The sequence below is a fragment of the Arthrobacter sp. StoSoilB22 genome, from assembly GCF_019977315.1.
Taxonomy (GTDB): domain Bacteria; phylum Actinomycetota; class Actinomycetes; order Actinomycetales; family Micrococcaceae; genus Arthrobacter.
In genome coordinates this window covers 2,059,190-2,072,010 of sequence record NZ_AP024652.1, presented here as the reverse complement: position 1 = coordinate 2,072,010, position 12,821 = coordinate 2,059,190, and the positions used below count along the sequence as shown (strand labels likewise).

Genomic DNA, 12,821 nt, shown 5'->3' with positions numbered 1-12,821 from the left:
TCGCTTATTGGCAAGCAGCGCCGCCCGCCCCGCACCGGCCGCCTCCCCTGGCATTTCGTCAACCGGTCGGACGCACTAACAGGCGGCCCGGCCCCGCACACCAGGTGCCCAGATCCAGCACTATAACCACAGCGCTAAACGTGAAAACATGGAGAGTTCAATGAAGACCTCAAAAGAAGCAGTCGGCAGTCCCGACACTTCGGGGCGTCCCGAAACGTCCAAACATCCGCGCCGCACCCTGAACCTGATTGCAGGCACGATCGGCCACTTCGTTGAGTGGTACGACTGGTACATCTACGGCCTGCTCGCAGCGGTATTCTCGTCGCAGATATTCCCCAGCGACTCCCCGTTCGCCTCCCTGATCGCCGCACTCCTGACGTACGCCGTCGGGTTTGTTGTACGGCCTCTTAGCGGCATCATCATCTCGCCACTGGCTGATCGTTTTGGACGGCGGCTCATCCTGACTCTATCCGTGTCCGGGATGGCGCTCGGCTCACTCATCATCGGCCTCACACCATCATTTGCGAGCATCGGCTATGCGGCACCCGTCCTCTTCCTGGTTGCCCGCGTCATCCAGGGCATTTCGGCCGGCAGCGAGGGCCAAAGTGCCATCGCGTTCATGGTCGAACACGCTCCAGCGAACAGGCGAGGCTTGTTCGGTTCCTTCACCAATATGGCAAGTGGCCTTGCAACCCTGGCAGCTACGGGCGCCGCAGCGATGGTGACGTCATCGTTCTCCACCGCCGATCTCGCCGCATGGGGATGGCGCATCCCCTTCGTTGTGGGCGGCTTCCTCGGCATCGTCGGCCTGATCCTGAGGGCCCGGGCTGAAGAGACCCCCGAATTCGAAGCAGAAGCCCTTGTCGACCAGAAGTCCGCTGCGGCGCGCCTGATGGATCTGCTTCGCGAGCACCCGAAGGCCCTGCTTCAGGCAGCAGCACTCTCCGCACCAGCCGTGGCCTACTACACCTGGGCCACCTTCCTTCCCACGTACGCCAAACTCACCAGCGGCCGGGACCTCTCCTCCACACTCGCCGGAAGTGTTATCGGGCTGGCCCTGCTGGTGGTTATCGTGCCGACATGCGGCGCACTCTCTGATCGACTCGGCCGGCGCAAAATCTTCCCAATCATCGGCGCCATCGGCATGATCGTTCTCTTCTACCCCTTGCTCCTGCTCCTCAACCAGCCGGGATTCTGGGTATACGTCCTGGTATCGGCCTCCGGGTGGGTAGTTCTCGGCATCTGGCAGTCGGTCTATCCGACCATCCAGGCCGAATTGTTCCCGGCCTCCGTCCGGGTATCAGGCATCGGTTTCGCGCATCAGATCGTGATTGCCGTCTTTGGTGGAACCGCACCTCTGATCGCTGCCGCATTTGTCGGAGCCGGGCAGCCGATGCTCGTCGCTGTCTACATGATCGTCGTCGTCGCATTGTGCCTTGTCGTCTACTTCACACTGCCGGAGACCGGCAACCGCGGTGACCGTTCCACTGTGGCACTGGCAGACCCTGAGGTACTCGAAGGCGAAAAGTTGGTTTCGGGCACGACCTCGATGGTCGACGTCTCCCGGCACTCCAAATAGACGGTCGGTTCGGAGCTGCGGCAGTTCGGCCGCAGCTCCGCGGCAGCTCAGAATTTATAGTGAGTTATGAAGGGAAGCTTCTTTCTCCATGGCGCGGAACTGAGAGGACTTCTCACACGTGAACAGCATGATTATCAATACGTTTTCATATCTTTGGTCAGCGACGGCGATCGATGCGATAGCCGAGCTTGTCGACAACGGCTACAAAACGTTCGAGGTTCCAGTCAGTTCTCCGCACTGCTGGCCGGATGAGTTAGCAACCTCCGAACGCATGGCCATCCAAGACAGGCTCAGCCGGTACGGTGCGGAAATACGGTCCTTGAACGCTGGCGGATATGACATCAACCTGGCCAGCCCCGGGGCCAGCATGCGCCGCAAAAGTATTGATCACATCAAGTCGGTAATTGACTTGGCGGCCGCTTGGGACGTCGCTGAGGTCGTGATTTCCCCCGGCACCCGCCGTCCTATGATCTCGCCCTCGCTCGAAAGCGTCCACGCATGGATGTATGAAAGCCTGGAAAGTCTCATCCCGGTGGCCAAGCAGGCTGGCACACGATTGCTCTTCGAAAACACCCCCTACTGCTTCACTCCCACAATCCAGGACTTGGCAGGTGTCGTCAGCACGATCAACGACGATTCTGTCAAGATCGTCTACGACGTCGCCAACGCCGCCTTCATCGGAGAAGATCCCGTCGCCAGTCTGCGGGAGCATCACCAGGCCATCGGACTGGTGCACATTTCCGACACCGGCGTGGACACTTGGGGTCACGACCCCATCGGCACGGGAGTCATTGACTGGGCTGGGCTGGGCGATGCCGTCAAGGACACATGCGGCGTCGGGAATGTCGTTCTGGAGATCATCCGTGAGGACAATCCAGTCCACGAATTTGCGAAAGCGATGCAGGACCTCAAGAACCACGGATGGGAACTGGAGAGTTAACTCCTTCCGCCGGAAACCGGGCTCCACCAAGAATTTATTCGAGCACGGAAGAAACCAGCATTATTGAGGTCTAATTTATCAATGCGAAAAAACCTGAAAGAGGAGTTTGTGTAATGAGGGCTTTGGTCAGTGGCGGAAGCAGCGGAATCGGCGCTGCAGCATCCCTGAGACTCGCGGAGGCAGCCCTTGCGCGCGGGGAGCAGCCAATGATTGCAGTCTGCGGACACGAATCAAACAGCAGCCAAGAGCGTGTTGTTCGTTCAATCCAGGCTGTGGGAGGCACCGCCATCGCACTGGCAGGTGATTTCGGCGACCCCAACGTGCCGAGCCAGCTGGTCAAAGCTGCCGTTGCAGAATTCGGTGGCCTGGACGCGTTGGTAGCCAATGCCGGAATCGCCAACCCTGGACCCATATGCGACGTCTCCCTTGAAGACTGGGACGCAATGTTCTCCGTCAACCTGCGCGGCCCATGGCTTCTCGCCAAAGCAAGCTACCAGCACCTGAAGGACAGCCACGGCGCCGCCTGCTTCACCTCGTCAATGTCAGGTCAACAACCACACGCGGGATCCGGTGCCTACAGCCCAAGCAAGGCCGCGCTGACAATGTTGGCCCAGACACTGGCATTGGAATGGGCACCCGACGGCATCCGCGTCAACGTAGTCTCCCCCGGCATGACCCATACCCGGATGACCGAAAAAATGTATGAAGATCCCAAAATCAAGAAGGCACGGGAGGAAATTATCCCTCTCGCAAGAATAGGAGATCCGATGGACATCGCCAACGTGATCGAATTTCTCGTAAGCCCACTATCCGGCTACGTCACCGGTCAGGATATTTGCGTCGATGGCGGCTTCTCCAAGTCCATTCTTAGCCATATCCCCGGACGACCCAGCTCGAAATAGCAGGCCTGAAGGCGGTCATGGGCCCGCAGTGGCTACCTGCGGCCCATGACCTTCAGACGGCCGAATCGTCTCCAGAACAAACACGGCAGGCAATGAGGTGCCGAAACTTATCCCGCCCCGGCTGGTGACTGACAGTGGCTCGCGGGATACCGGCGTTCGCGAGGTGGCCGGCGGCGGAGCTTATTGATGGCCGTTCGAACTTCAGTTAGCAATACACGAGGAGGCACCTTGTATATGGCAAAAAGCATATTGGATGGCACGGAATGGACCGCAACAGAATTTGCCGGGCTTCTTCCGGAAGAGCAGAATGCCACCCGTCAGGAATTGGCATGCCTTTCTTGTGACGGACGGGCCGTGTTCCGAGCGGGACAGCAGCGTCAGCCGTCGTTCGCAGCCCGGCACCGGCAGGACTGCCGATTGGTTGCCAGGCCGTGGAGCGCCTTTAGATTCCTTGCAGAAGCAGGACGAGGTACTTAGCGGGCCGTACGCATGGTTCCGCAGATTGATCACCACACTTCGCCGGCTGTTTCGAGCACTGATGGCGTGTCACCTCTGGAAACACTGAGAAGTGACGGAAACATACGAATTCCGGGCCAATCCGGTCGGTGTACGAGGCAGCCGGCGACCGAAAGTGTGGGCATTGTCCACAGTTCTTTTCTGCCCATTCCTCAACTCGGCGCCGAGCCCCCAACGGCCTACCCAGCCTACTTGGCATGAAGGCACCGGCTAAAGCTTGCTCCCGACCTGTTCACCCGGCTCAAGCGACCATCCTAACCGACGGGGCGAGGCAGTTGAGGCGCTTCGCCGACCTCGGCTACCAGCATGAGTACTTCACCCAGCTCGGCTCGGATATCCCGGCTCACGTCAAAATGCCGGCGGTCCACATGGCCGCTTCCCAGCTCAAGCGCTGGATCGACGGTAGCCTCCAGCAGGGCATCTCACGGGAACAGTTGGCCTACTACCTCGACGAGTTCACCTTCCGCTTCAACCGAAGAACAACTAGAAGCCGAGGCCTGCTGTTCTACCGGCTCCTCCAACAGTGCACGAACACCGACCCCGCAACCCTGAAGAACCTCGTCATCCACTTCCCAGCCCAGCCGATCATGCCCGAATGAACGCCGGGACGAAGGCAAACGGGGCCCGGGGTAGACTCCCTGTTGGAAACGCGCGGGGACGGCCTCCGCCGCACGCTAGGGGGCACGCCACATGGGCCAAGAACCGCAGCCACAGACCGACCAGTCCGGTATAGTAGAGCGGCTCTACGTGCGTCCGTCGCGATCGGCGGGCGTGCCTGTCCTTACCCGCCACGGCGCGATGAGATCACGGCATTGGCGCTTCTGGTTGGGGCTTTTCGAGGTACTCTCGGGATTGCTCACCTGCTGGGTCACCGTTACGAGCGCCGCAACGGGTATCGGACACTTACAGGACATGGCGGCTTCAGGCGTAGAACCCCCCGCAGAGTGGATCGCGTACGTCTTCGCCGTCACCTTGGGCTTCGGCGTGGTGTCCATCGCGGGCGTGGTCATCGGGATCTGGAACCTCGCCACCCTAAGAAGAACGGCCCGATCGCCACTGATCGCGGCCATATTGGTCTCCGCGACGTCAATCGTGCTGGCGATGGTCTTCATCGACGGGTCCCCGTTCGATCCGGTGAAAATCGGATGGACCTTCCTGCACGCGGTAGTCAGCCTCTGGACCATCGGCATCCTTCGGCTCAAGAAGGTCACCGCCCAGTAGACCCTGGTCGGCGAAGAGGTACCACGACGAAGGTCAGCTCCGCGGTCTCGGATGCAGGGGTCGCGATGTCCTTGGTCGTGGCCGATTGAACGGACCGCAGAGCGGCACCCATTCGAATTATCGAACACCTCTAGCCATGCCAGTTCTGTTCGGGTTGGCGATTACCATCGTCCTGCGAGCGGTCCCATGTTCAGCCACTGGGCTGAGTAGCCCAGCCACCCACCCCTGAGTGGCGCGTCAGCCCAGTTTACGATCTTCTAAACACCTCGCACAGGTGCAGGAGCACCATTGCGCCTTCAGCCAAGCAGATACCCAATACATATGTTCGAATGTGGATCCCACTCACAAAAGAAGAGCCCACGCCTCGACGAACGGGCCGTGGGCCTGTACGGCGAAGACAGGTCAAACCGTCATGTCATTCACCCGAGCTCCGCCTAAAGGGGACGCGACCACTGGCCCCTTGGTGGTGACGTTGTACGCGGGCCAGCCAGTCGCCGTCGTGGCTTGTGGACCCGTCGCTTCCACAGCCGCCTCGGGCTCGGAGACTGCACGGGCCGAGCGCTGATACGTCGCGGTGCCAAAGCGAAGGTCCGGTCCAATAGTGTCAGCAATGATCCGCCGTGCCTCACGCCGTTCGCCGTCCTTGTCGTACGCACGGAACTCAAGCTCTCCCGACACCGTCACAGGGTCGCCTTTCTTCAGAGAAGTAGAAGCGTTCTCCGCGAGCATCCGGAACGCAGACACGTTGTGGAAGACCGGCTCGCCATCTCGCCAGGTGCCATCTGGGTTGGGAATTCGCTGGTTCACGGCAACGCGGAGCTTCGCGTGCGGAGTTCCGGATTCCCCGATGGTCAGTTCGGGATCTGCGACCAGCTTCCCCGCGAAGGTGATAGGGATCTTTGTGTTCATGATGGGTTACCTTCCTTAGTCGACGGGCCTCTCCCGACGGACATCTGCGATGCTCATGGCCCAGCTATCTCGGGACCGTTCAATGACGCGTTCGGTCCTGGGACGCTGGCCTAGCTCGGACTCGCCACGATGCTCGCCAACCAGTGACCACGTCTTCTTGCCTCTGCTGCCAGCATCAGCAGGTGCAGTCTGATTCGCTGGCAGGAGCTTGCGCTGTCCGTCGGCCAAAATCAGTTCCTGCATCGAGACCGTCCGCGGCGCGATCACCCAGAGTGCGTGCTCTCCACGCAGAACCGTCCGACCATGCCTGACCCACTCTTTGTAGCCGGCCACCAGCGTCGGCTCTTGGGTACCGCGCTGCGCCATCTGCATCATCAGCAGGGCGACATTGCCCCCGGAACAGCGCCACAGGTTGCGGAGTCGTCGAGCAGAACCTGCCAACGCATGGGCGACTCGATGCTTCCTCGAGCGCTGTGTGAAGTCCCTTGGTCAGTTGGGCTATGCGCTCCTCGGGCGACAGTCAAACGCTCGACGTCGGCACAGGGGCTTACGATTCACCGCTTGCGTCCGCATTCAGTTCAGATATTGAGGCCACGACAGCCATCCCCCGTGTTTCTAGACAGCCCCTAGAAGGGATCACCTGCCCGTGTCGAGCGAATATCGCAACGGCATGACGACATCAGCCGCGGTTCTGATGGGTGCTCCCTAGCTGTACTGCCCAGGGATGTCCTTGCGCATCTGCCAGTGGTGATGGTCCGGAAGGATCGACCTTGCGGACTGGATAGCAAGAGCACTCTACCGACAGGAAGTCGTCGCATTTGGCCCAAACGGAACACTGGGCTCCCTCAAACCTGCCCTTGACGTGTCACGAAAACGTCCTTAAGTGCACTAACAGATAGCGAACTACCAATGTTCGCCGCCGGAGATACCGATGATGCTATCCACCACGCCGACTGTCGGTTCTGAGGTCAGTACGGTGGCGTCCCGGAAATCAAACAAAACACCTAGTGAGGAATGAATGCGCAGATCGAGCAGATTTGGGAGAAGATGAATCGCAAAAAACGTGTTGTTGCCGTCTTGGGTTTGGGGCTGGTCTCTACGCTGATGGCACCCGTACCGGCAATGGCTGCCTCGCACCAGGCCGTACCTGAGGGAATTTTGCAAGCCAACACATCCGACGCTAATGGAGCATTCGTCTCCTCGTCGTTGGAAACGATCCAAGGGCAGAAGGTCATCCGATTGAGCGCTGTCCGTGCAAAGTTCGAAGTCGCTGCGGATGGGACGCTCAGCGCCAGAGACGTCCGGGGCAACGTCTTGGAGACGGCACCTGCCAAGGCCAGTGTTGGAGGCGTCGATTACACGTTGTCGTTCAAAGTCTCTTCGAACCGAAAACAGGTAGACGTCTACTTTCAGCCCGCCGGTGATGCATCCACCGTGGTCCCAAGGCTCATGATAAACCAAGGGTGTGCGCTTAACAATCTCCTTTGGGGGTTGGGGACTGGGGCGCTCACCGGGGCCGGGGCGGGCATTCGTGGGATCTTTATCGGTGGTCTGACCGGCGCCATCTTCTCGGGAATTCAGAGTGCAACCAGCTGCTGAAATGCCGGAACGAAACCCGACCGTCATGAAGCGGCCAGTGCTTTGGCTTAGTCTCGGGCTACTTGTAGGGCTGACAACCCTCGGGATCCGAAGCCTGCTCGGAGACTCCCAGAATGTTCCGAGTGCGACGCTGACTGTGCTAATCCCAGTGATCGCTGCACTCTTCGCATCACTCATCGTGAGGAACCAAAGGGACTAACGGAAGGCCGTTCTGCCCGATTGAAATTGCGGCGCGGCACGGTCTCCGCCCCGTCCGATCCGATCTACGGGGTCACTCATATAGCGAGAGGCCAACGACCGCCAATGGAACACCTAAGAAAGGAGGTCAAATGATCTTTCCACCCCGCACGCGCAGGGTCCACCAGCCACGACCATGACCCCGCTCCCCCACAAGAAAACAGGCGACCCGCGGCGCCAGGCACACCCCGCGGCCCGTGTCAGAGGGACCTGACCGTACAGAATGTACACACATTAAAGCAAAAACCCCCTCTGACGAGGGGGTTTGCTGTGCCCGAGGTGGGACTCGAACGGGATTCCAGGCCCTGAAATCGCGAGGAAGTGGCGGAAACATGCGGAATCCGGGCCAGACCGGTAGGTGTACGAGCCAGTCCAGGGTGGAGAGTGTGGACATTGTCCACACTCTAATGTAGGCCGCACGGTAGAAGTCTACCGCTGGCTTAGATCGCAGGGGTGGAGGAAGGTCGTCACTGAGATCTCCTTCCACCCCTAGATCGTCAGCTGCAAAGACAGGATTGTTGTAACGCCAATTCCTGGGACGAGGACAGCCAAGGGAGTCTGACTGTTGGTCCTTCGGCCCGCTGGTACCCAGCTTCGGTTGCGCATTGCTTTAGGTCTAGCGGATCCTCATGGAATCCTCTCATCAGTACAACCGCAAGCCGCTGCTCTACTCGAGTCAACTACGAGTTGGACGCGCAATCAGATGGACCCGCTCGATACATAACCCGTAATCGCGGCTCCACATGCGTCCGCCCAGCCGGGCCGAGCTCCGGCGCCCCTTTGATGACCACAGGCTAAAGGTCTGAAGGAAAGCAGTGACTGGCACTCACGCAAAAAACTCTCATCTAATGAGAGATTAAGTCGCTACGCCGCGCCGTGGCGCACAGTCGCCCGCTACGGATGATCGGCACTTGGTCGTCGAAACATGGCTCTGACCTGCGGAAACTTACGAAAGCAGATCGAGACGAGTTCTCTCATCGACTTCTACTCGTCCCACTCTAACGCCGATATCGGATCATATGTCGCGCTGATGCGCCCAATCTGTCAAGTTTTGTTTCAAGAGCTTATTGCCCCGCTGTCCGCAAAGGCGCTTTAGGCCCTCACCTGAGGCGCGCAGCGTTATTCACGACTGCCTGTACTGATCTCCCTGGGGGAGCGCATGTCTGACAGGGAGCGCCTTTGACGGCCGTCGGCGTCGAAATTGCCGGGTTCGAGCCAGTCCCGGAATGCCTTGCCGAGCTGGGGCCATTCGGAGTCGATGATGGAATACCAGGCAGTATCCCGGCTGCGCCCTTTGTACACAACAGCCTGCCGAAAAATGCCCTCGAAGGTGAAGCCGAGTCGTTGTGCTGCGCGTCGCGAAGGGGCGTTGAGACTGTCACATTTCCATTCATAGCGTCGATAGCCGAGCCCCTCGAACACGTAGGACATCAACAGAAATTGTGCCTCGGTGGACAGTGGGGTCTGCTTGAGCCGCGGCGAAAATGCTACGTAACCAACTTCGACGACGCCGTTGGTTGGATCCTGACGCATCAGCGCAAGCGACCCCACCGCCTTGTCGGTGTTGGGGTCGACAACTGCAAAGTGCATCGGATCGTCCGCTTGCGTCATGGTCACTACATAGTTTTTGTAGTCCTCTCGGTTAGCGAACGGTCCGGCGGGCATGTAGGTCCAGTCCTTGCCATCAGCATCAAGAGTGTAGGCCGCGTACAGGTCGTCCGCGTGGTGGTCAGCACTGAGCGGCTCCACGCGGCAGAATCTTCCTTCGAGCGTGACCCGCGCGGGTACCGGACGAGTGGTCCAGCCGGGCACAGGCTGGCCGATGGGCTGTGCATCTTCGTTCATTTGAGTAGAAATCCTTTTCTCTTGATTGGAGGACCGTGTTCACTGACACCGCCCCCTTTTGCGTCCTGGTTTTAGTTGTTCAGAAGGTGCCGCCCTCATTGCGGCTCTCTCCCGGAGCGGATGCCTGCGGGTCGGACTCAATAACTCCTGCAGGGGGATCTGTTGCACACCTAAACGGCCAAACTCACCTGATGATACGGTTCCTCCCGCAAAGTACGGCCACGACGCACAGAACGAGCATTAGCATGGCGGTGACGGATAGCGGGAGTGTCCAGTTGCCGCTGAGATCGCGGAGGGCACCGAATGCCACCGGCCCGGCGGCGGCGATCGCGTAGCCCACGGATTGGGCCATTCCCGAAAGCGAGGCGGCCTGGTGGTGGTTCCCCGTCCGAAGGCTGAATAGTGACAGCGCAATCACAATGAGACTCCCGCTGCCCAAGGCTCCGACCACCACCCACAGAAGTGTGAGTTGCGGTGCGAGGCAGAGCCCGGCATACGCGCAGAACGCGAGCAGGCTGCTGCCAACGGCGATCGGACGCTGATCGGACGTATGGTGCAGCACCGCCCCTGCGGCAAGGCTTGCCAGCACGCCAACCAGCAGGAACACCGAGGTGTGCAGGCCGGAGGTGGCCGCAGAAATCCCCTGTTCATGCTCGATGCTGGGAAGCCAGGCGACCATGACATAGAACCCCAGCGACTGCAGCCCCATGAAGAGCGCGACCTGCCAGCCCAGCGCTGACCTCCACGGGGAGCGAAGCTCAATGGTCTGGCCTTGGACCTTCGCCGCGATCGGCCTCGGGGACAACAGCTTCGGGAACAGAATGGCCAGGGCGATCAACGCCAACCCTGCCCAAATCCCCAGTGCCAACCGCCACCCGTACGTGCCGGCCTGGGCAATAGGAACGACGACGGCGGCACCGGACGCGGCGACGGCACCTTGGACGGCAGTGTAAATTCCGGTCACCTGGCTGACACGCGCAGGGACGTCCCTCTTCACCAGCGAGGGCAGCAATACATTCAGGAAGGCGATGCCAGTACCGATCAACACGGTACCGGTCCAAACCGCCGCTTCCACCCCAGTGGATCGGCCGATGATTCCTGCCGAAAGCAGCAACAGCGATACCCCCAGCGCCCGGTCCAGACCCATCCGGCGTGCCAGGGCCGGGGCGACAGGGGAGAAGACGGCGAAAGAAATCAACGGCAGCCCGGTCAGCAGGCCTGCGGTGCTGCCGGACCAGGCGAATTCTGCACCGATATCGGAGAGCACCGGACCCACGATCACAAAAGCGACCCGCAGGTTCACAGCGATGAGCAGGATGCCGAGGAATGCGGCACCAACCCGTGCCCTGCGTATTGTTACTACCCGTTCAGCCACCGGCATGCGCCCTGCTCCTGCTTCCAGATTGTGTATCCACGCTTTCGCCTGTAATCGCGGTCGACTTCATTGTGGCACGCCCCTTGGATCGGACTCCCGCGCGTGCCCTGGTCGAGAGCAAGGGTGTGGGCCGGCAATCTTGCCTGGCCCACACCCGGTGTATCATTTGCTATCCGGCGAAGTGCTTCTGAGCCTGGACGACCCAGGTATAGCCGGCCACGAAGACGATGTTGTCAGCCATTTGAGTGTTTCCCTTATTTAGATGAAGCACGTTGGGGCTACGCCCGGGTCCCGGTGGCGTCGGTGGAACGGTCCCCGGCGACACGATGAGTGAGACGTCGTGTCTCACGCCGGGTCACAGATGGAGCGATCAGCGCGGAGACGATCGAGATCAGGGCCAGGCCGACGAGGTAGGCCGCGATAGGAGTCCACGACCCGCCGAATGCTGACAGCATCCACGTGGCGATCAGCGGCGCCGTACCGCCCGCAAGTGCACTACCGACCTGAGAGGAAAGGCTGATGCCTGTGTAACGGACTCGAGTGGGGAAGAGTTCGGACAAGAAGGTGCCGAACGTCGCAGTCACTGGCGGCCAAACCACTCCGAGCCCGATGATGACGGCGACGTACACAGCCCAGTCCATCCCGATGTCCAGAAGCAGGAAGAATGGAACCATAAAGGCGCCGGTGGCTATCACGCCGAAGAGAAACGTCCGTCGACGTCCGAAACGATCGGAGAGAGCACCCGACAGCAGGATCGCGAAGGTGCTGACGAAGGCGCCGGCGGTAATGGCGTTGAGGACGGTGGAACGGGAGAAGTCAAGGGTGCCCGTGGCATAGCTCACGACGAAGGTGGCGAAGATGTAGAAGGGCGCGACTTCGAACGCTTTCCCGCCGATCGCGACGAGCACCGAACGCCAGTGGTCACGAAGCACTTCCGCGATGGGCAGCTTCGCGACGTCGCCGGCCTTCTTAGCATCCTGGAACGCCGGCGTTTCCCCCAGGCCATTGCGGATCCAGAGTCCGACGAAGACGAGCACGATGCTGGCGATGAACGGCAACCGCCATCCCCATGCTTCGAAGGCACCCATCGGCAGCTGGCTCACCACGGCGAAGGCGGCGGTCGCGAGGAGCATCCCGATCGTGGCCCCGGACTGTGGCACGGACCCGTAGAACCCTCGCCGGCGCGCGGGAGCGTTCTCGAAGGCGAGCAGCAGAGCACCGCCCCATTCACCGCCGATGGCCAGACCCTGAATGACGCGGCAGGCGAGCAGGAGAATCGGAGCCAGGACTCCGACCTGGCCGTAGGTCGGCAGCAGTCCGATGACTACAGTTGCTCCGCCCATTAAGGACAGCGTGATGACGAGGGTCTTTTTCCGCCCGACCCGATCGCCGATGTGTGCGAACAGGACGCCACCGAAAGGTCGAATGAAGAACGTGAGCGACACCGTCACGTAGGACAGCATGAGCGACAGCGCCGGATCATTTGTTGGAAAGAACTGCTTGTCGAAGATGAGTGCTGCCGCAGTCGCGTACAGGAAGAAGTCGAACCACTCGATCGCACTGCCGCTGAGACTGCCCAGCAGAACACGACGAGCGGTGACGCGAGATGGAGCAGGTGCTCGCAGCGCGTTTGCTGTATCTGGAGTGGATTTTGAATTACTAACGGTCATAGCCTTTGGGCCTCACTGGCTGGGGTCG

General features: G+C 60.3%; 11 protein-coding genes. 6 read left to right on the top strand and 5 right to left on the bottom strand.

Features of this window, described 5'->3' with window-relative positions; genetic code table 11:
• Positions 1 to 160 precede the first annotated feature (160 nt).
• The 5 genes from LDN70_RS09715 to LDN70_RS09690 all read left to right on the top strand — a co-directional run bounded on the left by LDN70_RS09715 (position 161) and on the right by LDN70_RS09690 (position 5,158).
• Positions 161 to 1,579 (top strand): MFS transporter, encoded by a 1,419-nt coding sequence (locus LDN70_RS09715; protein ID WP_018778621.1) that lies wholly within the window; start codon positions 161 to 163, stop codon positions 1,577 to 1,579.
• A gap of 127 nt (positions 1,580 to 1,706) precedes the next feature.
• A complete protein-coding gene (locus LDN70_RS09710) occupies positions 1,707 to 2,519 on the top strand; it encodes a sugar phosphate isomerase/epimerase family protein (protein ID WP_223942624.1) in 813 nt (270 codons plus the stop codon).
• 113 nt (positions 2,520 to 2,632) lie between these two features.
• Positions 2,633 to 3,421, top strand: a complete 789-nt coding sequence (locus LDN70_RS09705; protein WP_223942459.1) for an SDR family NAD(P)-dependent oxidoreductase — start codon at positions 2,633 to 2,635, stop codon at positions 3,419 to 3,421.
• Between the two features lie 791 nt (positions 3,422 to 4,212).
• On the top strand, positions 4,213 to 4,536 hold the full coding sequence (locus LDN70_RS09695; RefSeq protein ID WP_502773809.1) for a hypothetical protein: 324 nt from the start codon (positions 4,213 to 4,215) through the stop codon (positions 4,534 to 4,536).
• A gap of 91 nt (positions 4,537 to 4,627) precedes the next feature.
• Positions 4,628 to 5,158, top strand: coding sequence for a hypothetical protein (locus tag LDN70_RS09690; RefSeq protein ID WP_223942456.1), 531 nt, complete (start codon positions 4,628 to 4,630; stop codon positions 5,156 to 5,158).
• A gap of 402 nt (positions 5,159 to 5,560) precedes the next feature.
• Here LDN70_RS09690 and LDN70_RS09685 read toward each other — a convergent pair whose 3' ends face one another.
• On the bottom strand, positions 5,561 to 6,067 hold the full coding sequence (locus LDN70_RS09685) for a single-stranded DNA-binding protein (protein WP_223942455.1): 507 nt from the start codon (positions 6,065 to 6,067) through the stop codon (positions 5,561 to 5,563).
• A 15-nt stretch (positions 6,068 to 6,082) separates the two neighbouring features.
• The gene (locus tag LDN70_RS09680; RefSeq protein WP_286198881.1) at positions 6,083 to 6,442 is read right to left on the bottom strand and encodes a hypothetical protein; all 360 of its coding nucleotides are present in this window, start codon (positions 6,440 to 6,442) and stop codon (positions 6,083 to 6,085) included.
• A 639-nt stretch (positions 6,443 to 7,081) separates the two neighbouring features.
• Between LDN70_RS09680 and LDN70_RS09675 the strand changes: the two genes are divergently transcribed.
• A complete protein-coding gene (locus tag LDN70_RS09675; RefSeq protein ID WP_223942453.1) occupies positions 7,082 to 7,666 on the top strand; it encodes a hypothetical protein in 585 nt (194 codons plus the stop codon).
• A gap of 1,356 nt (positions 7,667 to 9,022) precedes the next feature.
• On the opposite strand, the gene LDN70_RS09670 is transcribed toward LDN70_RS09675, so the two are convergent.
• From LDN70_RS09670 to LDN70_RS09660, 3 genes are all read right to left on the bottom strand, one after another.
• Complete coding sequence (locus LDN70_RS09670) at positions 9,023 to 9,748, bottom strand: GNAT family N-acetyltransferase (protein ID WP_223942452.1); 726 nt, start codon at positions 9,746 to 9,748, stop codon at positions 9,023 to 9,025.
• A 184-nt stretch (positions 9,749 to 9,932) separates the two neighbouring features.
• Positions 9,933 to 11,129 carry an MFS transporter gene (locus LDN70_RS09665; RefSeq protein ID WP_223942451.1) on the bottom strand — a complete coding sequence of 399 codons (1,197 nt, stop codon included), beginning with the start codon at positions 11,127 to 11,129 and terminating at the stop codon, positions 9,933 to 9,935.
• 272 nt (positions 11,130 to 11,401) lie between these two features.
• A complete protein-coding gene (locus LDN70_RS09660) occupies positions 11,402 to 12,793 on the bottom strand; it encodes an MFS transporter (protein WP_223942450.1) in 1,392 nt (463 codons plus the stop codon).
• Between the last annotated feature and the right edge of the window lie 28 nt (positions 12,794 to 12,821).

What these genes read in the sequence shown, in the direction of transcription:
- LDN70_RS09660 (WP_223942450.1), bottom strand. Translation starts at nt 12,793, where the DNA reads ATGACCGTTAGTAATTCAAAATCCACTCCAGATACAGCAAACGCGCTG.
- LDN70_RS09665 (WP_223942451.1), bottom strand. Translation starts at nt 11,129, where the DNA reads ATGCCGGTGGCTGAACGGGTAGTAACAATACGCAGGGCACGGGTTGGT.
- LDN70_RS09670 (WP_223942452.1), bottom strand. Translation starts at nt 9,748, where the DNA reads ATGAACGAAGATGCACAGCCCATCGGCCAGCCTGTGCCCGGCTGGACC.
- LDN70_RS09685 (WP_223942455.1), bottom strand. Translation starts at nt 6,067, where the DNA reads ATGAACACAAAGATCCCTATCACCTTCGCGGGGAAGCTGGTCGCAGAT.
- LDN70_RS09715 (WP_018778621.1), top strand. Translation starts at nt 161, where the DNA reads ATGAAGACCTCAAAAGAAGCAGTCGGCAGTCCCGACACTTCGGGGCGT.
- LDN70_RS09675 (WP_223942453.1), top strand. Translation starts at nt 7,082, where the DNA reads ATGAATGCGCAGATCGAGCAGATTTGGGAGAAGATGAATCGCAAAAAA.
- LDN70_RS09690 (WP_223942456.1), top strand. Translation starts at nt 4,628, where the DNA reads ATGGGCCAAGAACCGCAGCCACAGACCGACCAGTCCGGTATAGTAGAG.
- LDN70_RS09705 (WP_223942459.1), top strand. Translation starts at nt 2,633, where the DNA reads ATGAGGGCTTTGGTCAGTGGCGGAAGCAGCGGAATCGGCGCTGCAGCA.
- LDN70_RS09680 (WP_286198881.1), bottom strand. Translation starts at nt 6,442, where the DNA reads ATGATGCAGATGGCGCAGCGCGGTACCCAAGAGCCGACGCTGGTGGCC.
- LDN70_RS09710 (WP_223942624.1), top strand. Translation starts at nt 1,707, where the DNA reads ATGATTATCAATACGTTTTCATATCTTTGGTCAGCGACGGCGATCGAT.